General features: G+C 49.1%; 15 protein-coding genes and 1 tRNA gene. 2 read left to right on the top strand and 14 right to left on the bottom strand.

All coding sequences use genetic code 11. The features are described from left to right. Nucleotide 1: 1 nt before the first annotated feature. From ACLUYS_RS00135 to ACLUYS_RS00125, 3 genes are all read right to left on the bottom strand, one after another. Nucleotides 2–1981, bottom strand: coding sequence for a hypothetical protein (locus ACLUYS_RS00135; RefSeq protein ID WP_412658564.1), 1980 nt, complete (start codon nt 1979–1981; stop codon nt 2–4). Nucleotides 1982–2432: 451 nt separating this feature from the next. Then, nucleotides 2433–6026, bottom strand: coding sequence for a tubulin-like doman-containing protein (locus ACLUYS_RS00130; RefSeq protein WP_412658563.1), 3594 nt, complete (start codon nt 6024–6026; stop codon nt 2433–2435). A gap of 200 nt (nt 6027–6226) precedes the next feature. Beyond that, complete coding sequence (locus ACLUYS_RS00125; RefSeq protein WP_412658561.1) at nt 6227–8866, bottom strand: vWA domain-containing protein; 2640 nt, start codon at nt 8864–8866, stop codon at nt 6227–6229. A gap of 833 nt (nt 8867–9699) precedes the next feature. Between ACLUYS_RS00125 and ACLUYS_RS00120 the strand changes: the two genes are divergently transcribed. After that, nucleotides 9700–9789: transfer RNA gene (locus ACLUYS_RS00120), tRNA-Ser, on the top strand. Between the two features lie 413 nt (nt 9790–10202). Next, entirely contained in the window at nt 10203–11990 is a 1788-nt protein-coding gene (locus ACLUYS_RS00115; RefSeq protein WP_412658560.1) for a DUF6020 family protein, read from the top strand. A gap of 83 nt (nt 11991–12073) precedes the next feature. Here ACLUYS_RS00115 and ACLUYS_RS00110 read toward each other — a convergent pair whose 3' ends face one another. From ACLUYS_RS00110 to essC, 11 genes are all read right to left on the bottom strand, one after another. Continuing rightward, complete coding sequence (locus tag ACLUYS_RS00110; protein WP_230266772.1) at nt 12074–12337, bottom strand: DUF1653 domain-containing protein; 264 nt, start codon at nt 12335–12337, stop codon at nt 12074–12076. Nucleotides 12338–12430: 93 nt separating this feature from the next. After that, on the bottom strand, nt 12431–13579 hold the full coding sequence (locus tag ACLUYS_RS00105) for an acyltransferase (RefSeq protein ID WP_412658558.1): 1149 nt from the start codon (nt 13577–13579) through the stop codon (nt 12431–12433). Between the two features lie 246 nt (nt 13580–13825). Continuing rightward, nucleotides 13826–14332 carry a zinc ribbon domain-containing protein gene (locus ACLUYS_RS00100; protein WP_288876484.1) on the bottom strand — a complete coding sequence of 169 codons (507 nt, stop codon included), beginning with the start codon at nt 14330–14332 and terminating at the stop codon, nt 13826–13828. A 4-nt stretch (nt 14333–14336) separates the two neighbouring features. Then, the gene (locus ACLUYS_RS00095) at nt 14337–14648 is read right to left on the bottom strand and encodes a hypothetical protein (protein WP_230266775.1); all 312 of its coding nucleotides are present in this window, start codon (nt 14646–14648) and stop codon (nt 14337–14339) included. Beyond that, nucleotides 14635–15588: an FHA domain-containing protein gene (locus ACLUYS_RS00090; RefSeq protein ID WP_230266776.1), complete on the bottom strand. Its 954-nt coding sequence runs from the start codon at nt 15586–15588 to the stop codon at nt 14635–14637. The genes ACLUYS_RS00095 and ACLUYS_RS00090 overlap by 14 nt, the downstream gene beginning before the upstream one ends. Nucleotides 15589–15789: 201 nt before the next feature. Continuing rightward, nucleotides 15790–16077 (bottom strand): hypothetical protein, encoded by a 288-nt coding sequence (locus ACLUYS_RS00085; protein ID WP_230266777.1) that lies wholly within the window; start codon nt 16075–16077, stop codon nt 15790–15792. Next, nucleotides 16061–16387, bottom strand: coding sequence for a hypothetical protein (locus tag ACLUYS_RS00080; RefSeq protein ID WP_230266778.1), 327 nt, complete (start codon nt 16385–16387; stop codon nt 16061–16063). The genes ACLUYS_RS00085 and ACLUYS_RS00080 overlap by 17 nt, the downstream gene beginning before the upstream one ends. A 60-nt stretch (nt 16388–16447) precedes the next feature. After that, nucleotides 16448–16768, bottom strand: a complete 321-nt coding sequence (locus ACLUYS_RS00075; protein ID WP_230266779.1) for a hypothetical protein — start codon at nt 16766–16768, stop codon at nt 16448–16450. 26 nt (nt 16769–16794) lie between these two features. Further along, nucleotides 16795–16980 (bottom strand): hypothetical protein, encoded by a 186-nt coding sequence (locus ACLUYS_RS00070; RefSeq protein ID WP_289640765.1) that lies wholly within the window; start codon nt 16978–16980, stop codon nt 16795–16797. After that, a complete protein-coding gene (locus ACLUYS_RS00065; RefSeq protein ID WP_230266781.1) occupies nt 16977–17228 on the bottom strand; it encodes a hypothetical protein in 252 nt (83 codons plus the stop codon). Before ACLUYS_RS00065 ends, ACLUYS_RS00070 begins: the two co-directional genes overlap by 4 nt. Before the next feature lie 229 nt (nt 17229–17457). Then, entirely contained in the window at nt 17458–22212 is a 4755-nt protein-coding gene (essC, locus tag ACLUYS_RS00060; protein ID WP_412658555.1) for a type VII secretion protein EssC, read from the bottom strand. Nucleotides 22213–22288: the final 76 nt, after the last annotated feature.

Here is a 22288-nt window from a genome sequence, read left to right as displayed (position 1 = left end):
TTTAATCCTCCTGATCCTTCAGGCCGCTTTTTTCTACGACCTTCATTTCATAAGGTTCCAGACGTTTTTTATCGATGCTCGTCACAAAGGGAAACGGCGAATGAATGACCGTTCCGTCCGGGAACGAGACAAAGACGGGATCTTCCGGTTCTTCCAGCAAATATGCCGGGTTTCGTTCAGGCGGAATTTCCAGATCGAAAATTACCGTATGCACGATGCGGCTGTTCGAACCTGGCCAGATGTTGAACGCGTTCATCCAGCTTTTTACCGTAGCCGCCCGGTTGTCGATGGCCTTGATGTGCGCCAGACACTTCAGCTCCTGATTGGAGCGGCTGTTGTTTTCCTTTTCGAAGCGATAGACAATTCGATTTCCCCGGATGGATGCGCAGCAGTTTTTCAAATACTGCGTAATCGCGGGAATTTTGGCTTCGATGGAGTGGAGCGCCTGATCAAGGGTGTAGTTGTATTCGAAAATGCGAACCCCCAGAATCACCCAGAAAACGACGATCACCGCAATGCAGAAGATCAGCATGCCAATCGATGCCGCATAAACTAAAAACGAGTAATCCCCCATGGACTGATTGCGCATCAGACAATAGGCGACAAAAGGAATGACGCCTAAGAAACAGGCGCAGATGCACACCGCTGTCGCGGCGAGCGCCTTGAAGGAATACATGCGGTGGCTCATGTTTTTCTGGACCACTTTATCCCGTTCTTTCAGTTTGATGTGCACCTGTCGGAGCTTCATCATGATCGGCGTATAGCCGGAAAGGACTTCATGTTCGTAATCGGCTGTCTCCTCCCGTATCGCGGCGATCTGATAGGAGTTGAAGTTCAGCTCCTCTGCCGATTCGAGTTCGACGGCCTGATGCGCGTACTGACAGCTGCGTTCGACCGAGCGCTCATACGCACCGATTACTTTTCGAAACGCTCTTCGACTTACGCGGACCTTCTTTTTCCAGGCAGGCAGTTCGGGTCTTGGCAGATCCCCTGTCGGCCCGGTAAAAAAGCGTGGAATATAAATATCGTCATTCGAAGTGAGGGTGATGTCGACCGGAATCGAACGTTCGAGATCCGGCGTATCCAGATTTTTCGAGGTGTAGTTCACGGAATGAAGAACATCAATTTCCTGCTGCAGAAAGAAGCGAATATCGTTCATTTTCAGAAGGTATTCTTCGAAATAGGTCTTCAGAACCTCTTCACTGGCGTTGGCCGACATTTCATACAGGCGATAGGCTTCAAAAGTTCCCGCCGGGAACTCCTCTTCCGCTAAAAGCAGCACGGTCAGCCAGAAGCGAAACATGGATTCCTGAAACATGGATGTATCCGGTTTGGCCTGCCTGAATGTGAGAAAACGGCAGGCTGCAGGATAACGGTTTCGCTGCCAGAACAGGGACGCATAAAAATCGCCGATATTTTCGATTTCCGGTTCTTCGTACGAGATGGAATCGGATTCGGACTCAATCATCGTGCGAAACAGAAAGATTTCGTCTGGCTTTGGAATCGGCATTTCCGACTGCTCGGAAAGTTTGTCGTACAAAGCCTTTTGCTGATCGAGAAGAATCTGGTAATCGTCATCGCCCATGCTTTTGCGCCTGGTCGCTTCCAGACTGATGTCGGGAATGCCCCCAAGCATCTGGCTTAAGCGGATCAGGGCGTACTTGCTCTTATGGACTAAAGGAAACAGATCATCGTTTTCGATGTAGTCAAAAGGATTTCCTTTCTGGGTCGTCTTTTCCCGGTTATCCAGTTCCCAGTGATCCGCCGCCGTCCCGTCAATCGGGTCGACGACAATCGCGCGCCAGTTCTTAACGCCTTCGAGCTGGGTCTTTAAATCTGGAAGAGCTTCATAAAAGTCTTCACCATTTTCGTCCCAGAAACAGAAGCAGACTTTTTCTTTTTCAATTGAGTTTTCGAACAGCAGCTTATGCTGGTCAAAGCTTCTCTGCGCCGATCTGGGATAAATAATGACAGTCAGCAATGTACACTCCTCCTTTCTTTTTTCAAAAGCAGAAATTCAGTAAAGCAATTACAGTAAGGCAAATCCATCATGGATTCGAAGGAACGGATCTAAAGCGGGGAAAAAGCCGACTGGCTTCATCGCAAAATGAAATTTTCATCTTCTTCGTGAATTTCCATCCGCGAAAAATAGATAAAGGATAGAAGAACGAGAAGGAAAAGCCGCTGCAGGAAAAAACAGAAGGAAAGAAGAGATTTGGCAGCAGTTCCCCTCTTCTTTCGATCTTTCAATCCTTTGAAACTTTTCGAATCATGATCCTATAGGTAAATAGCTCCTGCATTGGAAGGGCAGTGCAGGAGCTATTTCAAACGTTCAGCCAGATCCTGGCTATTCTTTACAGAACCAGAGAGAAGCCAAAGCTATTTCTTCTGAATCTTTCAGTGAAGTAAAGGATTCGGGAAATTCGAATACTTTAAGCGTTCTTTGCTTCTTCGCCGTTCTTTGCTTCTTCGGCATTTTTTGCCGCCGCATGAATCATTTCCTGATACTTGCGATCGTAGAGCTCTTTCATCGTTGGTTCGTGATGATACTTCAGCTTGTAGAGATACTTGTTATCGACGATCTCATCAATGCGGTCGCGAATCAGAGTTACGGATTCATCGTCAAAGCGTTTTGCCGGCTTCGGTACGTTTACGTAATCAGTCATATTGTTCAGGAAAAGCTGGAACTGATCGGAAATAATCGAGAAGGCTACCGCGTACATCTCATCTTCGCCTGTAAACGTGCTGACATAGTTTTCGATCAGAGCGATCAGGTTATCGATCATGGAAGTGAAGTCGGACAGATAGTAATCGCAGTTCGGCATGCTGTATTTGAGCCAGAAGAGAAGATCGAATACCGATGGTTTCATGGGGCTCTTTACAGGGATGAATTCCCGGAGAACGAATTTTGGCTCGTCCTCGCGGACAGCTTCTTCATCGTAGTAATCGCCGAGTGCCTTTTTCTCATCCAGCCAGTTGATTCGACGGATCAGGGTAGACTGCGCGAGAGACAGGCTCTTCTTCACCTGCTTTTCCTTTTCCGCTTCCATTTTGCGAAGCATGATGTCTACCTGCGGCGGGTTGATGCTTAAGGCGTCGAGAACTTCGTAAAGTTCATCGCAGCTTGTGCCGTTTGGAACAATGAAGTCTTCGTTGCTGGAGTTGGAAGGCTTATAGATTACGTCCATGCCGTCGAGGTGATTGGAATCGACTTTCTGATCCACATCCCCGGTAAGCATTCCCCAGAGGAAAGCCTGGAAGATTCCGTCTTCGACAATCTTCTGGTTGCGGTCATCCAGATCCGGCATATACTTCGTCAGATGCCAGTGACGGTCCATGTGGGGAGTGATCTCGAAATTCTTCTCTACGTTCGGACCCAGTTTCCTGTAAATCCGCATATAGGCTTCGTAGTAGTCTCCGCCTGGCTTTCCATTTTCCGGAGCGCGGAAGCGTTTGAAGTCACCCGGATTGAGTGTATATACCGCTTTGTAGACGAGCAGATCGTACTTGGAAATGTTTTTATCCGCAACGCCGCCAAGTTCCTGATTCAAATACTTCTGAACAAAGTCATGGCGAAGCGGGTCGTCATCCAGCAGAACCGCCGGGTTATAGGCAGCTGCACGAATCACGTGACCTTCCACACCCATCGGCTCTTCGAGGAACATACTGGCCAGATTGTTGACTTCGGTCAGGGTATCCGCAGCGACCAGTTCTACATCTTCACGGCTGAGCTCATCGGCATGACGTTCAATTTCTACTTCTTTCATCAGAGCGGAAATGACGTCCATGTCAATGACTTGCGCGAAGTGATTCTGAATTTCATCTTTGTAGTATTTGATGATCACATCGCGGAACAGTTTGCCAAAATGCGAAGCTGCCGGAGGACGCTTTTCCGTTTTGGAATATTCCAGAATATCCTGGAAAATCAGAGCGGAAAGCTTGCCGGTAATTGATTCCTGCGCATCCGCTGCCCCGACGATATCGAGAAGTTCTTCCAGGCAGGCCTGACTGGTACATGTATAGCGAATAGCGCTGCCGTCGCGGTTGGCAATCTGCTGAGGAATCAGGCGTACGCGATTGCTTTCTTTTTCCACAAACGTTGGATACGTTTTATAGAAGTCATCAAAATCGCTGGCCAGCTGAGTAAAGAATTTAATGCCTTCGCCATAGACAATCAGTTTTGCCCATGCGCTGGCAAACGTGAAAAATTCGGATTCATCACTGACAAGCGTTTCCGTTTCCTCAATAAATTTCTTGATGATCCGTCTTGAAATTTTGTTTCGATTTTTCTTGTTGTAGCGATCGTTCGCCGTTTCCACTTTATTTGTCGTAGCGGGATCATCGAACGGATGCAGCATGGATCGTTTGGCATCATCGTCTTCGCCAAGTTCCTCCTGGGCCGTCGAGTAGGCATAATTGCAGTTGCGAACCATGGCATAAACCATGTAGCGAACGGCGTTTGGATGAACGAAGCCTCCGTCTTCCGTCTTCAGATAATGCTGGAAGTAATAGGGTTTCGGATTCTTTCCTCGAGGTGAAGCGCTGAAAACATCCAGGGCAACGTGACGGCCGGTTTCACGGGAAACGCGCATCAGACTTTGTGCAAGTCGAATGATGGCCCCTTCCAGAGAATTGATCGCGCCTTTATCGACTTTGCCTTTGGAAGCCTGCAGGCGTGAACGCTGTTTGTTGATCTCAAAAAGGATCTGTTTGATCTCTTCGTTCTCGCGGATTTTCTTTTCCAGATGACTATCCAGAGCATGGACGAAGGATCGGGACAGTTCTTCCCACTGTGTTCCTTCTCCATATTCATCTTCGTGTTCTTTATGGGTCTGGCGGAAAATCATCTGCTGGAATGTGCCTTTGTCATCGGATTTGGAGTCTACATTCTTAAGGTAGAACGTATGCGGGTCTTCAAATTCGACCGAAGGATCCTGCTTTTTCTCCGCTTTCCGTTTATTCAGGTCTTCTGTATACGCTTTATCGATCGTCAGCCATTCTTCACCAAGCTGTTCAAAGCAGGTCTGTCCGGCGAGATAGTCGAGAATTTCTTCATACGGATATTTCAGGACCGCAGATCCGGCACCGCAGAAACGATCCCGTCCGCCCGACTGAATGAGCGCCTTAATGGCATTGTCTTCACTGGAGTTGCTTCGACTGGATGCGCCGCTGATCGCCTGCGCGTAAATCGTATTGGCTGCATACGTCATGTATTCATCGAAGCTGCTGAGCGAAAGATCATCCGCGTTGCGGCGATCAAACAGGAAGCAGAAATTGAATGGCGATTCGTTGTAGTTCACATCTTTTCCGGACATTGGGTGAGGAACTGAGAACTCAAGATCTTTGTACTTTGTGTTTTCCAGAGCCTGGTCGCCTTTGCGCATGAAGGCATCCAGCTCACGGACGGATGCATAGGCATTGGCAAAGATGCTTGCCTTCTCATCCTGGCTCTTTGCGGAAGCGAAAATTTCCGGCAGCAGGAAGAAACCGCGAACAACCGATCCGGTTTTGTTAAAGCTGGAGTTGAGAAGATGCTTAATGTACATCGCAATAGGAATTACGATTCCAGAGCCCGTACCGCCGGCTAAGGAAGACACAATAATGACGCGGATCGCCTGGTTGCCAGCATCGCCGTTGAGCCGGAACAATGTGTCGATCGCATCGTCGAGCGCACGCAGCTTGCCTTTGCTCATCGCTTCGTCCAGGGCCAGCCGGCTGATCGCACGAACCTGTCCTGCACCTTCTGTCGGTGTCTTGCTGTTCAGAATGGTATGAATGGGGAACCAGTCTTCACGGGCGTGTCTGTTGCGCTTGAGATAGTCTTCAATTTTATAAGGTGCCGATGTCTGAATCTGTACGACCGTGGCATCTTCTTCTTTTCTGTGTCTCAGATCATTCCGGTCTGTATCAATGCAGACAAACTGCAGGCGGTTTCTGTCTTTCAATGACTTCGCCATCTTCGAAAGCTTCGTGCAGATCGTACTGCCCGCGCCGCCAAGTCCAATAATTACTGTTGGAGCAGTCATTCCATTTCCTCCTTTTTTCTTTTTCTCTTTGTAGTGCTGATTTTTATTTCTGACTGGCCAGGCCAGCCTGTGAAACCAATAGCGAAAATGCCCGTTCGTCTCAAGTCCGCTTCCGTTAATTTCCCTTAGAACATACGGCTTTACACAAGGCCTTCTGGATCCTGGACGGGCGGGTTTAAACCTTGTGAAGCCATTCCGGATCAGTGTTTTTTGTTGGAAAATTTGAAGCTGACGGTGACATTGGGGTCGGTCATCACCTTAAGACCCTTAAGCACAAACGGTGTTTCATATCCGAACACAAGATTGATGACCTTTTCCGGATTCGTACCCAGCGAATAATTTTTATGGTTAAACGTAAAAGCGCATCGGTTGCAGAGGGCTTCTGGATTTTCCCAGCGAATGTTCCCGCCTTTAACCGCAGTGAACTGCAGGCTGAGTTCAGAAATAATTCCGTTTGTATTTCCTAATTCGAAATTCAGCGTTGCACTCTCGGGTTTAAACGGATTAATCCGGTCGCTGAAGGACAGTTCGTAATCCTGCCGCGGACGGCCTCTTCCCTCCAGTCCCATCCTGATTCCGCGCCGATCCAGATAATGGCCTTTGGCGCTGACATATGTACCCCGTTTAAAACGCGGTTTGGTAATAAATTTATAGACAAGGAACAGGGTAAGAAGCGATGCCAGAACAATCAGGATGAATTTCAGTAAATACGCCCACAGAGAAAGCGGCATGATGCTGATCGCATCTTCTGTCTGGCCTTCTTCCTGCTGTCCGCTGGCCAGCGTAATGTCCAGGTCCACGTTCAGATCCAGGTCGTTGGGAAGGACGGTGGTTGCTGCGGGTCCGCCCAGATAGAAGCGGTAACACGATGGCTGCTCATCTTTGACTACATCAAATTCCAGCGACTGGAAGCAGACCCACCGAATGAGCTGATCGAGAAAATTCGGGGCGTGCTGGCTGGCTGTAAACGTAAAGCTGCTTACGCCTCTTTCCCATTCGTCTTCATTAAGATCTCTCAGTGAGCCGTCCTCTTCTTCGACCTGCACTTTGGCGAGAATATAGGCTTCGCTTCCCGAGCCTCTCTGGTTCGGATCGAACATGTAGGTTCGTTCGCCTTTTTTATACGTCTCCTCAGGATTCTGAAGCGTAATCATCAGATTCAGCGGCTCTGGTGCGACATAGCGAATTTCCACGTTGCCTTCCCCCGCCTGCTGATAGCTGCCGTTATCGCGGGTGACTTTGAGGACAAGATTCTGAGTTGTCGATGTAATGCCCGATCCCTTCTGATCGGTCGCATAAGAAGGCGTCAGATTTACGACGCCGTCCTGGTCGCTCATTGAGATCTCCCAGTTCACCCCTTCGGTACCGGTGACTTCGAATGAGTAGGAATCAAAGGTATACTTATTGATTCGGGTTCCATCCGGTGCCGAGATCGAAGCCTGCACAGGCTGCTCTCCGCTCAGCGTTCCCGGGTTGATATCGTATCCAGCCGGCTGCGAAAAGAGGACGGAGATCGGTGCGTCTTTTACATCCAGTTTTGCCGATTCTCCCGTCATGTTGATATTTCCCGGAAGCCGGGCGACCGACTGAAGAGTGGCTTTGCCTGGTGCTAAATTCAGTTTTTCTCCGTTGGTGTACGTGACTGTGTTTCCGTCTTCATCCGTTACGGTCAGCGCAAATTCCGAACCTTTAAGAAGTTCCGACTGAGAAGGGTCAATCGGTGTTCCCGTAAGCGGGTCAAAGATCTGAATAACGACTGTACTTTCTCCGCCAGGAATGGATATGCCGTCCTGAATTTCTGTATCGGTAGTTACTTCGGATCCGCTGCGCAGAATCGTCCGGAATTCAATTCCGGGTTCTACATACACATCCACGTCATCGGACGTACTTTCGAATGTGTACTTTCCCGAAGAGAAAGGCTTCTTTGGATCCTTGGCTTCATACGTCACCACTTTGCCGTTCAGATTTGGAGCAATGGCACAACCCGAATTGCATTCCGGCTGCGGAGTCTTATCGTTTACCGAAACCTCTACAGAGAAAGGCTTGGCCGGTACATCTTCGCCGTTGATTTTTGCGTTCGTTACTTCTGTCTGCTTGCCCTGAGCAAAAACGATGAATTTTGAAATGGGTACGTCCGCCTGAAAGGAATAGGAGGAATCTCCCTGAAGCGTGACTTTCTGCAGGGAAAATACCTTCTGGGCAATTTCTGTCAGAGCACCCAGAATCGAACTCGTATCAATGTAGTACGCTTCGTAGCCGTCGTGACTCAGACTGATCTCCTCCGCATAGGACCCGATTCCCACATAGATCATATTGATGCCGTTCACGCCCGCATATTTCTGGAAATCGGATCGAATCTCCTCATTGCTCAGTTCGGTTGTATCGTTGAAAAACGCACCGTCTGTCAAAATGACAAGCCATTTCTGCTGAGCTGTGGACTGTTTGAGGTTTTCGCCCGCGGCATCGACGGCCTGGATCGGCGTGCCGGATGTATCCTTCATGTCATTGATCCGTTTGACACGATCGGCTGGATCTTCCGTTCCCTTTAAAGTAAAGAAGTCATTTTTCGAATCGTTATCTTCGGCTTTGCTCATCGGAAAAACGTTCAGTGTATCTTCTTCACCCATAAAGGCTGAAAAAACTTCCATTGCATATTTCGCCTGAGACCAGCTGTCCATCCGGGAATTGCTCATACTGCCGGAATCGTCGTAGACAACGTTGATCTGCGTCGTATCCTTGCTGGTTTCCATCGCGGAAATCGGTGCGGTCCAGATGGACCCGAACACTGTGAAAGCAGCCAGCATTGAAGCGAATACTTTTTCCATTTTTTTAATGAACATAGCTTTTCTTCCTTTCCATGAATGAAAACTTGCAGTTTAAGCCGACCTGAAAACCGATTTGCAGACTTGAGAAGGCTTGCCAGAAAACGTATCTGCACTCATCGTGCGAAAAGAAGTCGATTTTCAGGCATGAAATCCGCTGGGTCCAAAAGCGGGCGCTGAGCAGTCGAACAATCGTAATTGTGCGTATTCAGCAAATAAAGGCGATTATTTTTGTTTCGTTTGAATATATCAATCTAACCGTTGCGTAAAAATATAGCTGTCCTACAAAAAATATAGCTGTCCTACAAATTATAATCGGGTTCACAAGGGCTTTGCCCGCCCATTTGCAGAATTGACAAACTGTGTGCAAATTAGAGCAAATTGTCGGAAGAATTGTCGAATTCATGTGAAATAATTTCGGCCTTTTTCCTGACTCCATCAAATCCTTCAATGCGCACAAAGGAGGGCATGACTGGATGGAGATGGACAGTATCCATATTTATTCTGTTTTCATTTCTGTCGATTTCGATCCCGGGTTACTTGCCTCCTCTGTCGGAAACATCTAGGCAGCGTGTGCTTTTCATCCCCTCCTTTTTCTTCCAGTCCGCCTTTTTCCTGAACAATCGAATCTTACCGAACCGAATTGGCTGCCCGGACGAGGGGGAGAATTTTCATAAAGCGCGAGGACGAAACAGATACGAAACAGGATCGAAAGAAGATCCGAAAGAAGAAAACGGGATTCTGCCTTTTTCGGCCCCTCGAAAATGCATTAGATAATCCTAACTATTTTTCAATTTCCTGTTTGACTTTGTCGAGAGGGCTTTGGTAATATAAACGAGCGTTAAGCGAACGGAGTCGTGTCCGAGCGGTTTAAGGTGCAGTCTTGGAAAGGCTGTGTAGGCGAAAGCTTACCCAGGGTTCGAATCCCTGCGACTCCGCCATTGAAAACAATCCGAACCGGGATTTCTTAAAGAAATTCCGGTTCGTTTTTTTATGGTTTTCCCTTTTTCCTGTCTGACATTTTTTCTTTGTCTGTATGATTTTCATGGATTCAGTCCTGTCCAAAGGAAACGTCCTGGAGTCTACATTGAATTTGACCGGCTTCTTCTCCTTCCGTACCATATTATTTTGTAAAAGAAACTCCGGATTATTCTGTAAAAGAAACACCGGCTTTTTTCTGGATTCAGCAGAACTCACGAAGTCTTTTTCTCTATTACCGGCTGAAAATCGGACTCGATTTCTCCGATCTCTTTTTAAAATGATCCCTTTAAAGCATTTCTAAAGCGTTTCTTCACTCGATAACGGTTCATTCCCGCTTTGCGGATGCTTCTCATCCCGACTGGAGGATTCTACGATGAGCAAATCCATGCGCGGACTGTGGATCTGGACATCTCTGTTCTTTTCCCTGTTTGCTTCCTGGCCAAAACTGATGGAGTACGGATTATCTCCGTTTTTTAAATCCTATGTTTTATGGCTTCTTTTTTATAGCCTTCTTTTTCTGGCTATTGCCTTTCTCTTTACCGTCCTGAACAGAAAGTTCAATCTGCGCTCGAGGCGATCCCTTCTGGTTCATTCATCCACAACAAAAAAACAGGAACGCTTTCTGTTCTGGAGCGTCCTGCTGCTGATGATTGTGACCTGGATGCCGGCGTTCCTGGCGTTTTTCCCAGGAACCTTTGGCGCGGATGCCCCGATCCAGCTGGCGATGTATAACGGCGATCTGCCGTTCACGACGCATCATCCGTGGCTTCATACCCTTCTGCTTGGCTCCCTGCTCCGACTCGGAAACATTCTCTTTCACAACCCGAACGCAGGGACCGGTATTTACATTTTCTTCTTTCAGATCGTGTTCTGCGCCTATGCGATCGCCAAAGCGATGCTGTATCTCTATCGAAAAGGCCTCAACGCCTGGATTCTGATCACGACTTCCTTTTTTATGGCCGTCTCGCCTTTCTCGCAGATGCTCGTGTGCTATACGACCAAGGATATAATGTTCGCTCCGGCTCTCCTTTTATTTATTGTTTCGATCTGCTCGCTTCTCTTCCCGCCAAAGCCCTCCGAAAGCGCCAGAGCCGATCTTTCCTCACCTGCAGAAAATCCAAAGGCTGTTCGGGAGAAAGACAGATCTGCAGCGTCGTCTTCCCTTCTGAAAAAGACAGCCGAGATTATCGGCTGGGGCGTTCTCATGTGTCTTTTGCGCAATCAGGGGTTATACCTGGCCATACTCGGTCTGATCCTTCTCTTCTTTGTCTATCTAAAAGACAGAAAGAAGCGCATTGTTCAGCTTTTTATGATTTCTCAGGTTTCCATACTTGTTTTGGGCTGGCTGCTTACTTCCCTTGTCCCTTCCATTGCCGGCATCAAGATTAACAATCCCCGGGAAATGCTTGCTCTGCCGATTCATCAGCTTGCCTTTGAACTGAACCGCAACGATCAGATCGAAGAGAAGTTCATTTCCAAAGAAGACGAGGCTCTCGCCTACAGCTATTTCGATGGCTTTACGCCCGATCAGCTGGATCCGTTCAGTGCAGACAGTTCCAAGGATCTTTTTTACAACGAAAAGTTCTCCGAAAATCCGGGACAGTTTATTTCCCTGTATTTGCGGGTACTGACAACAGACTGGCGCGGCGCGATTCAGGCAGCCGCCTATCTGACCGCTCCCTATTTCGATATGCGCTATGGAGAGTACAATGCGCTCTCTGTTATGACGAGCTACGAAGACTACGCGGATAAGCAGCATATCGCTTCCTATTCTCTGCTTCCCGGCTACCGCGACAAACTGCGCGGCATTGCAATGCAGTCGGCCACCTTTGACAACTGTCCGCTGTGGCTGCGTTTCTTTGATCCCGGCATTACCCTTTATCTGGTGATCTTCCTTCTTGGCTATGCTATTTTCTTCCGAAGCAAGTTTGCGGCAACCGCGTGCCTCTATACCGTTCTGTATATTCTGACCATGCTGCTTGGGCCTGTTTCCCTGCTGCGCTATTCCTTTATCTATACGTATCAGTGGCCGTTCCTTCTTGGCGTTCTGCTTTTGAGCGCTCTGTCCCGCAAGCCAAAAAAGAAAACAGCCCGTATAAAACGGACCGTACGCAAATCGGCTGCCGATCCAGCCGCTGCCGCTTCCAAAGCGGCTATCTAATCTTCTGATTTTTCAAACCCAGTACAGGCATTCCTCAAATAAAAAGGCAGGTGTCGACTTTATCGTCGGTACCTGCCTTTTCATTACGAATGTCTGGCTGTCGACTCCACCTTCTGGAGTTCAAAGCGCCAGGTCTGTTTCATTTCTGGATATTTTTCATGATCCACCGGGGAAGCAAACTCATCCAGTTCGCGTACCCACAGTGAACCGTCTCCATACAGCTGGCGGTAGATCACCATTTCCTTAGCGGAATCCGCGTTTCGGGCAATGGCTTCGACCAGATACAGATCGCCTTTGAAATGACGATAGATTCGGCCAGGGTAAATTGTCTGTTTCTTTGTTTCCATACATGTCACTCCTTAAATCCTGAACTGCCTGATCCAGACATTTACGCTTTTACAGGCAAATTCATTACTTAACTTAAAACGAATTTTCACGCTCTATCCATAGACCTTTTCCGGCTGAAAGAGCATCTTGATGCCCTTCCACAGCCATTTCACAATCCAGGAAAGAATAAAGGAAAGCACGAAGAGAATCGCCTCCATGCAAAGGGTATAGAGCAGACTGAAAGCGAAACCGTTGCTTTTCAAAATCAGATTTTGCAGAGACTGAGTAAATCCTACGCTGGTCAGAATGCGCAAAATGGGAAAGTGAACAATATAGATCAGAAAAGAATACGAAGCGGCTGCACAGATCATCGATTCTGCACCCGCTTCAACCGCTTTTTTAGCGCCTTTTCTGGGGCGAATGGCTGCCAGACCAAAAATCAGAATGAGTGCCGAGGCCAGCATGCCCCAGGCGGAATACCAGTACAGCGCGCTCGCATCGCCCGGATCTGCCGCAAAATGTTTCATCTGGACCCTGGCCCGCGCCAGATTCAGGAAAACGAAACCGGCCAGTGCCGCAGCGGCAGTGATCCAGCCGTGAAAGTGTTTTCGATTTCGATACAGAATATGTCCCCAGATCACTTCGATGGAAGCCGGAATGGCTGCTCGGAACAGATAGTGAGAAAAGCCGGCGAGATGGTTGGACGTCAGATCGTTCACAATAAAGAACCCTAACGTAGCAGCCATAAAAAGAATGGTGGCGACTCGGGATCGATCCAGCCCGTCCGCAATCCATTTCAAAACCGGAAAGAACAGAAAGACGAGCAGATTGACGTACAAATACCACAGATGATCCATGCCGATTACACCGTTTCGCCATTGCAGAAAATCATTCAATACCGCCGGAATATCCGAAGGGACAAATCCGGGCAGGGGCAGACTGTTCATCGCAATGCCGAGCAGACTCGCCAGAACGAGCGGAATAAAAATCCGGGTAAACCCTCGCTTGAGCGTTTTGCCATACGTACTGGAAAACAGAAAACAGCCGATGACCATCCAGAAAATACCAACGCCATCCGCTCCCAGGCAGGCAATAAAGACACGGCCAAAAGCCGGTTCGCCGTTAATGATCACTGGCGGATACGAATGACAGAGCAGAACGATCAGACAGGCGATCAGCCGAACCAGTTCTACGCGGGCATCTCGGCCCCTTTTCTTTTTTGGCCTGGATCGAGTCAGAGCCATTGTAGTGGATTGTGTCATTTTTAAACCTCCTGCAAATCGTAAACGATCGGCTTTATTGTAACGGACTGAGCAGACAATTGACGAATTCTTAAAAATCGGGCATTTCAAATAGTCGAACGCAAAAGATCCTCTGACAAAGTCCATTCCTTTTCCCTCGATTTTTCTGGTCCGTATTCATCGCCGTTTCTTATGACCAGAAAAAAAAGAAGAGCTGTCCCCTTACGTACAGTATCTCTTCTTTTTCTGTCCGATTTGCGAAACCCGTTATTCTTCGCAGGACTCTCCGCAGTTGCCGCAGAAACGGGCATCCAGCGGAAGTTTGGTGCCACAGAACGGGCAGTATTTAAACGTCATCGGCTGCTCGAACGGGTCTGAACGGTTTGAATCGCCGTTTCCGGTTTTGTTTCTGGAATCCAGATCTTCACACGGGCTGAGACTTTCGAGTCCATCTAAACTGTCCAGACTCTCAAGATTATCGAGACTGTCCAGATCGATTGAGCGAAGCTGGTCAAATATGCCGCCGGTCGAAGCGGCAGGTTCCGGTTTTGGCAGGTCCATCGTCTCAGTATGACGATCCCGCAGTTTGAGCTGTTCTTTAAGATGCGTAATCTGATCAAAATAAAGAATCAGTTCTGGCGTCGGTTCTTCGAAACGATTTTCATAAAACGCTTTGCCCAGTTCCCGGTACGCCGCATCGAGGGCTTCCAGAGACGATTCCCCTTGATCGGCTTTTGGCATTCGAATAAAAACTGTTTTATTATTTCCGCTCATAGTCTTACCCCAGTACAATCGCAAATTCGCGCTGCTTCAAATAGATCGCCGTATCCCGCCCAAGGTAATATCGACGATGTTTCCCCAGCGGCTGCCCGCTTTCTAAAAAGACAGCCCGGTTTTCAAACGGCTCAATTCCATACATGCCCAGATCACAATCGTAAAAAATGCCGACAGACGCCTTTTCGCTCTGTTCCAGAACGACTTCCGGCTCTTCCTCCATCTCCACGAACACTTCTTCCAGATGGTGCAGCAGAACCGCTTCTCCCTTATGGAATGAGTCTGTGCCGATCAATACGCCTTCAAATCGGTTCATGACGCAAATCCTCCTTGCTTTGTTCAAGCTGGAACAGCTGATTGGAGCCAAGGCGAAGAATCTGTCCGTCTCGGATTTCCGATTTCTGCGTGACGGGCTGATAATTGACAAACGTCTTGGAAGAAGAATTGAGATCTTCCACCATAACGCGATTCTCTTCCAGCGTCAGCCGGGCATGCCGCTCAGAGAGTGTCGTATCAAAATCGATGACAAAGTCGCTTTGCCTTCCGCATCCGATCAGCAGCTCTTTTTGCAGGCGAATCTGAATGCCCGTATTCATATGACGCAAAAACCAGTTTGACCGGGAACGCACGATCGGTTCGGGCTCTGGGATGGAATCGGAATTTTGTACCATACCATCGTCAGAACTTTTCGGTATTTCAGCGAGCACTTCGACAGCTTCGGCAGCTTCGGCGGCTTCCTCTGGGGCTGGATCGGTTCTGAAGTCCAGCAAGTCATCCAGATCTCGCATAGCCGTATCTTCCGCCTTTTTTTCCTCGACTTCCTGATAATTTTGTTCCTGCTGAGTTTCGACAGGATCCGCTTTATCCTGCACGATGGTTTCTGCTGGACGTTCCGGTATGATTTCTGGAGCCTTCTTGCTCAAAAGGTCCGTCTCCACTTTGGAATCTGAGGAAAATTCCCGGAACATCTGATCAAAGATGTCTTTTTTGGATGACGTGGTTTCGTTTTTTGCGGATTCGAAAGCTGGAAAACCGGCAGGCTTTTCTTCCGGAAAAACGAACGGTTCGGGTTCGGTCTGGGAATGGATGTTTGAGAAATCGCCGCCGCAGATTTCCTTTTCTTCGCTGTCTACGGCTTTATGTCGAATGGGATCGCTGGCTGTTCTGGGAACCACGATCGGAATCAGCCCGCTAATACGGGCGGAAACCGGCGGGATATCCAGTGACGAAACAGAAATCCACTTTGCTTTTTTCATGTGTCCTTCCTTATGGCTTATCGTGGTCTGCCTTTCCTTTTTTCGGATTCCAAAGAAGGGGGCAGATATACGAAACGTGGCTCGCTGTCGAACCACGTTTCGTCAGGTGCGATCCAGTCGGGCTGTACCCGGCGGATCGCTGAAACAAATTATGGATGCCGTTTTTTCGTCCTGGCTCGACGTCATTTTGAAAAAACGGTTTTATTTCATTTGTCGCTGAAGATCCAGAGCGCTTTCTTCACATCGTTTCAGACTCTCTTCCAGATCCTGAAGGGTACGGGTCATTGCCGATTCGTAGTCTTCGAGGAGCTGCTGGAGCTTCTGATTTTCCTGTATCAGCGTTTCGCACGGATGGGCAGCCGCGTGGAGTTCAGGTGACTGTCTCAGATTTGCGATGATGGAAAGAAGAAGGTTTCTCTCCTGCAGAAGAGTCTCTCTGGAGCGATGGAGCTGTCGTGCCGAGGTTCGAATTTTATCCGAAGATCGCATTCGCCTCATCTTCCAGCGCCTTCAGATCATCCGTGATGGTGCTCTGTGTCTGGGTCATGGAATTGAGATAGTTTTCAATCTGGGTTCTGGCAGCAATGGTTTTCGTGATTACCGTCTGCACATTATGCAGATGGGTATCCAGGTTTCGGACCGCGTCGTTTCCCACGTTGCCAATTACGCCGTTCTGCATATTTTCTTTAACTTTCTGCAGGTCTTTCTGATATCCCTGCATCTTATCCAGTTCGGCTCCAAGTTTGTCGAGAGTCTGTCGATATTTTTCTTCCGAGACTTTAAGTTTCAGTTTTTCCATAGTCTTTCTTTTAATGTGTTCTCTTTCTATTTTCTGATTGACTTAGATGTACAGTTTCGATTACTTGCCTTTTCCGATGCCGGCAGAGCGGAGGGAATCCGTTGCATTTTTCTCCGCGCCGACCAGGGATTCTCCAGCGCGGATAAAGCCCTTCGCCAGATCCCAGATGACCTGTACACAGGCATCCACCAGATCTACGAACTCATTGCCGACTTCTTTAAGGTGATCCGAGAATGTACCTTCGCTTTCCTCGTACAGCTCTCCAATCAGTGCGTCTACCGCTTTGCTGCTTTCCTGGATAACAGTTCCAATGTTTTGAAGATCTTCGGCAGACATATCCATAACTTCTGTTGCGACTTCCAGTTCCCAATTTCCACTCATAGTTCTTTCCTCCTTGTTTCTTTGTTTTACTCACCATTTCGGATCAGCCATTCTTTCAGGCGCCGGATCTGCTCGAGCTGAGCCTGACGCGCGTGAATGTATTCCCGGGAAAATTCTCCCTCCGTTTCGCGCTGCCAGCTTTCCACGTCCATTTCTATACTGTGGATCAGCCTTTGAATCTGATCGAATAGTTCCTGTCGGTTCTGCATCAAAGTAAATATAGTACATCCCCCTGACCGATCGAATAATCTTTCAAATCGTTGCCGCTTTTTAATACGCGCTGCTGTTTTTGACTAAACAGAACTTCCTGTTCGGAGGCGTAATACTTTCCGCCGGCCAGATTTTCAACCGCCTGAGCGAGCAGCTGGGTCAGTTCCTTGCAGTCCATCGAATCCGGAACCATCAGGTTGTATGTTTTCTGAATGGAAGGAACGTATAAATCGATCAGTATTTTTTCCATAAACAGTTCCTTTCTTTGCAGCTCTATTTTCGCCGCCGTATCCATCCTGGCTTTCGTTCGTTCAGGGGACATTCCGTCCGAAAGAAGGCCTGCTCTGAACCGTCTTTCCTTTCCCGGAGTCCTTTATCTTTTCTGAATCAGATCACTTTTCACTTTCCCGATCACCATCTCTTTTCCAATCCCTTTCTCTTTCCTGACCCGTATCTCGTGCAAAATGCAGGCAGCCGGTCTAGCTGAGAACCGGCCGTTCATCCTCATCTTCCTGTGCGGTTTTCCTTAAATCGCCAAGCGGAAGGAAAATGGTTTCGACCTGATCGTTTTCCCAGATCAGCCCGTTATTGAGATTTTGCGTTTTGGATGGACGGACAATTCTGGAATATTCGCGCGGCAAAGTCACCAGATCCTGCCGGTCAAAGCATCCGCCAAATAACAGGGTCAGTTTCCCTTTGAAATGTGACTTCATCATAGCGTCGAAGCGTTCCGGGTCATTGGCAAGGGTGAATCTTCGAAGTTCTTCTACTTCCTCGAGGGTCAGATTCCCTTCGTCCAGCTTTGATTTTTCTGTCTCGTGCAGTTTTCGGCTGGCCAGAGAAATGCGTTCCTTGTCCTGAGGATGCCAGCCGAATACAAAATAAATATTGAAACCGGCTGTGTTGTTAATGATCCCGCTTAAAGGTCCGGCAGATCCGGCACTGAGATTCAGGATCAGATCCCCGTAATCGTCCACGAGAATAAACAGAGGCTCTGTTCTTCTTCGCATCTCTTTGCGGACGATTTTCAGGCTGGCGGCTTTTTTCCAGTCTTCGATGCCTTTTTCCTTCTGGATTTCCAGGCGGATCGTTTTGCGCTCCTTTGCGATTTTCGCAAGCTGATTGACGAACGTGTTCACCGTCTGAGCGGTCAGTTTTGTCCACTCGATTCCTTCTCGATGCGTTTTGGGAAGCTCAGAAGCACTCAGTCGAATCACAGAGCCCCCGCTCTTTTTGACGGCGGTCTGAATGGCGCCCATGACGTAGTTCACAGCGTCTGGATTTCCAAAGTAGACAGGCAGGGTGCTCAGCTGCTGAAACGGCAGCGCAATCGGGCGCAGCCGGGTGCGGATAATTCCAAGCGGAATGCGTTCTGGTTTGAACGGCGCGATGAACTCCTCATACGTCTGTTCCGGATCGATCTGCGTCAGATGATCGGGCTCGGCTGCGTCTTTCCAGATCGTATTCGCGGTTTCAATTTGCGAAAGGATCTGACCGTAGCGTTCGGCGTCATCGAGCTGAGGGTCGAGCGCGGCTGCCTGGAACTCTAAAACCCGCTTGTCCTTTCGGATGTAGCCGCGTCCGGGAAGCGGATCGGGAAAGGCCTTCGGCCGGATATCCAGCAGATCCTGATACAGATACATATCGGTCAGCCGTAAGGGCAAAGACGTCTGAATGACGCTCTGCTGTCTGGCGGTCACATTGCGCACGTCCGCGACGAGAAGCATGAACTGAATGCCGAAAGCCGGTCCGTCCCTCAGCAGCCGAAGAAGCTGATCGAGCGCCTGACGGCCCTGTCCCCTGTCGGGGAAATCGTCAAATCCGTCAATGATAAAAAACGTCAGCGGAAGGCGCTGCACTCGGCGCATGGACGCAAAGCTCGTCCGGTTATACTGCGCAAACAGTTTTTTGCGTTTTTCGAGCAGATCGTACGCAAACTGAATGAGCAGGCAGAGTTCCTCTTCGGAAGGTCGGCTCATGCACATGCCGATATGTTTCAGTTGGGAAAACATGCCCAGTGACTTTCCCGTCAGGTCGGCAATATAAAACTGCAGATCTTCCGGTGAATTTCTATCGATTGAAGTGAGAAGAATGGTTTCCGCCAGCCAGGTTTTTCCAGTTCCCGGCTCGCCGGCAATTAAAATGTTTCCCGCATTGGCCAGATCCAGCGTATAGGGCAGCTGTTCCTGATTTTCCGGATCATCCGTCAGACCGATCGTTACCGAATAGGAATCTTCCGGCTGCTTCAGAGAGCTCAGGCTGATCTGCGGATTGAGCGGGTCGAGCCATAAGGAAGGCACTTCGATTCCCTTCTGTCTGGCCAGATCGGACAAATAGGTCACTAAGGAAACGAGCTGCGAGCGGCCTTTTTGCCGTCTGGTCTGAATCGGCTTGGTTTTAAAATACGGTTCGCCATTGGGATCGAGAAAAAGGATTTCCTTGTTTTCCGAAGACTGCGCTTCATCGGACGGCTTATACTCGGCGCCGGTCCACGCGGACTGACCCATCGCAAAGTACTCGTCGTATCCCACCAGCATGTAAAAGCGGCCGGTTTCCTTGATTTCGGCCGCATAAGGCCGGTTGATCATGTCATTGGAGTCGCTGCGGTCCTGAACTTTCAGGCTGACGCGGAATTTGGTGTTGCTTTTGATCTGACCCGTGACGACACCCGCCGGTTTCTGGGTCGCCAGAATGAGGTGGACGCCAAGGCTTCGGCCGATACGTGCAGTAGAAACGAGCTGATCGAGAAATTCCGGATGCTGGTCATTCAGCTCCGCAAACTCATCGGAAATAATGAGCAGATGGGAAACCGGTTCGCTCACAACGCCGCGGCGGTAAAGCTGCTGGTAGCCGTAAATGTCCATCGTTCCTTCGTTGGCAATGGATTTGGCTTCATTGAATATTTTCTGGCGGCGCTTGAGTTCACTCTCGATCGATGCCAGAGCCCGGTTCATCGTGCTTTCGTCCAGGTTGGTAATCGTACCCGCAACATGCGGCAGCTTGATTCCGCGCTGCGGATCCACAAACGCGCCCGTAAGACCTCCGCCCTTGAAGTCGATCAGAATAAACGAGACTTCGTACGGATGATAGTTAACGGCCAGCGACAGAACGTAGGAAATGATGAACTCACTTTTACCCGACCCGGTCATACCGGCGATCAGGCCATGCGGGCCATGCTTTTTTTCATGAATATCCAGCTCAAACAAAGACCCGTCGGGATGGACACCGACTGGTGCAGCCAGCGTTTTCATCGGGTTGGAATCTTTCCAGCGCTGTTCAATATCGAGATGTTCAATACGGCCGGCTTTGTACATTTCCAGAAAGGTCAGCATCGCCGGCAGTTCTTCTTCCTTTTTCTCTTTGGGACGGCGGATATTGGAAATTTCGCTGAACGCCTTCATCAGAGCGTTTCTGGAAATCGAAGCGTCCAGACAGAACAGATCCGGCTTTTCCTGATGTTCCAGCTGCAAAATATGAATGCCTCCCTCTTCGAGAGAAAAGACTTTCGTACACTCCTTAGGCAGGATGGTCGAAAAGCTGAAAATGCTGAAGCCAAGGTTGTGTCCGGCCGTGACTGCTGTCCAGAGCGATTTTGCGGATTCAAGCAGTTCCTGCGAAAAGGAGAAGACCAGATAGTACGGCGGGTTTTCCAGAACCTGTTCGCGGCGGCCTTCCTTTTTCTGCGCTTCTTCCACTCGTTCACTCAGACGCTTGGATGCTTCGGCTGCATCGGCTTCGCTGGTAATAATCCAGCGAAACTCCTGCCGGTCATCCCAGATGTGGGGCAGAAATTTTAAAAACGGATTTTCCTCCAGCATATCGCGGTCCATGACCAGAATGATTTTCAGCTCTTCCGACGCATGCAAGTAGCAGATCTGAAACAGGAGCCGGTAAAACAAGGAGAGCTTTCTCTGCAGGCTGCCGCGCACGCCGCAAATGTAATCCTCGATAAAATCGACTGTGATCGGCGCATCCGTCAAGGCGTAATCCTGTTCGACGAGCCCGTACATTTTGAGGGCCAGAGAATCTTCATCGACGCCAAACGATCGGGATGGATACTGAATTTCACTTTTGAGCGGAACTTTTCCTTTGCCGATGCGCAGACGCAGAAAGTCCTGATGAACCGGTCTTCTTTCCCACAGCCGTCTACGGCTGGGCAGAAAGCGGAACAGATCGTCTTCCGACGGATTGTTTTCGTTGAGGTCCTGCAGTTCCATCGCCTGAACCGTTTCAATCTGATTCTGGATTTCACTGAGATATTCGTTGTAGCGAACATACCGGCGGTTTTCGTATTCTTTTCGTTCTTTCTCGGTAAACTTCGAAGTCAGCATGGGAAACATGACCGAACTGATCAGAGACGTGAAGTTTCCATTGAGCGCACTCATTCCGGAAAACACAGCCGGGCCGCCAAGGCGCAGCAGCAGAGGAATCTTGTTGGCGCTCATGGAAAGGGGCGGCAGGTCGACGGTAATTTTGACGGGATCAAAATGAAACGCACGTTCGCGCGGCTTGCGAAAAAACGGGATGCTTTCCCTTGGTTTGGGAAGAGAAGACCATTCCTTTAACTGAATGGGGTCCGTCAGAGGCGTCAGGGAGCGCACGACCGTATGTTCGGTCAGGCTCTGGATCGATAAAAAGCCTAATCCGACGACAATCAGACAGCCTGGAAATTCCAGACGGTCGCCGGCCTGAAGCGAACGCAGCGAAACAAATTCGCCGTTTACGCGCGTTCCAAACGAACTGTGCTCATCGCGCAGATGCATGCCCTCCGAGGAAAGATCGATCGTCGCATGCAGACGGGAGACGAGCGGATTATCGATTTGAATGTCGTTTTCTGACATTCGGCCGATGTGAATCTGACCGGTGCGCGGCAGGAGAAAGTTTTTCATCAAAACGGTATCTTCCGCATCCTCGATCAGCAGAACCTGCAGCCGAATCGAACCGAATTCAATTTCAAAGGCTTCCAGATTCTGAAGATCCAGACTCGTCTGCGGCTGCGTCTGATCCCAGGCTTTCAGCCGCCCGTTTCCAAAAATGGAAATTCTCTGCTCCTTTTCGTTGCGTTCAAACCAGAGGTTGATGAAGCTGTATCGATCCGAAAGCCAGATGCGACTTCGTCCGATGGGGTACTGGGACAGAGATTTGACCGTGATCAGCTGCCCTTCATGAATGAAGTACAGATTTCTGGAGCATTCTGGTACCTGTTTTAAAGAGAGTCCCTGTTCTCGACCCATACAATCACTTCCTAACTAAATCTTCCCGATTTTTCCCTGTCCTGTCCTGCCTGCCTCGGCTTCTGCACAGAAAAAC

The sequence above is a fragment of the Allobaculum sp. genome (assembly GCF_047010065.1).
GTDB classification, from domain to species: Bacteria; Bacillota_I; Bacilli_A; order Erysipelotrichales; family Erysipelotrichaceae; genus Allobaculum; species Allobaculum fili.
This window is presented reverse-complemented; position numbering and strand designations above follow the sequence as displayed.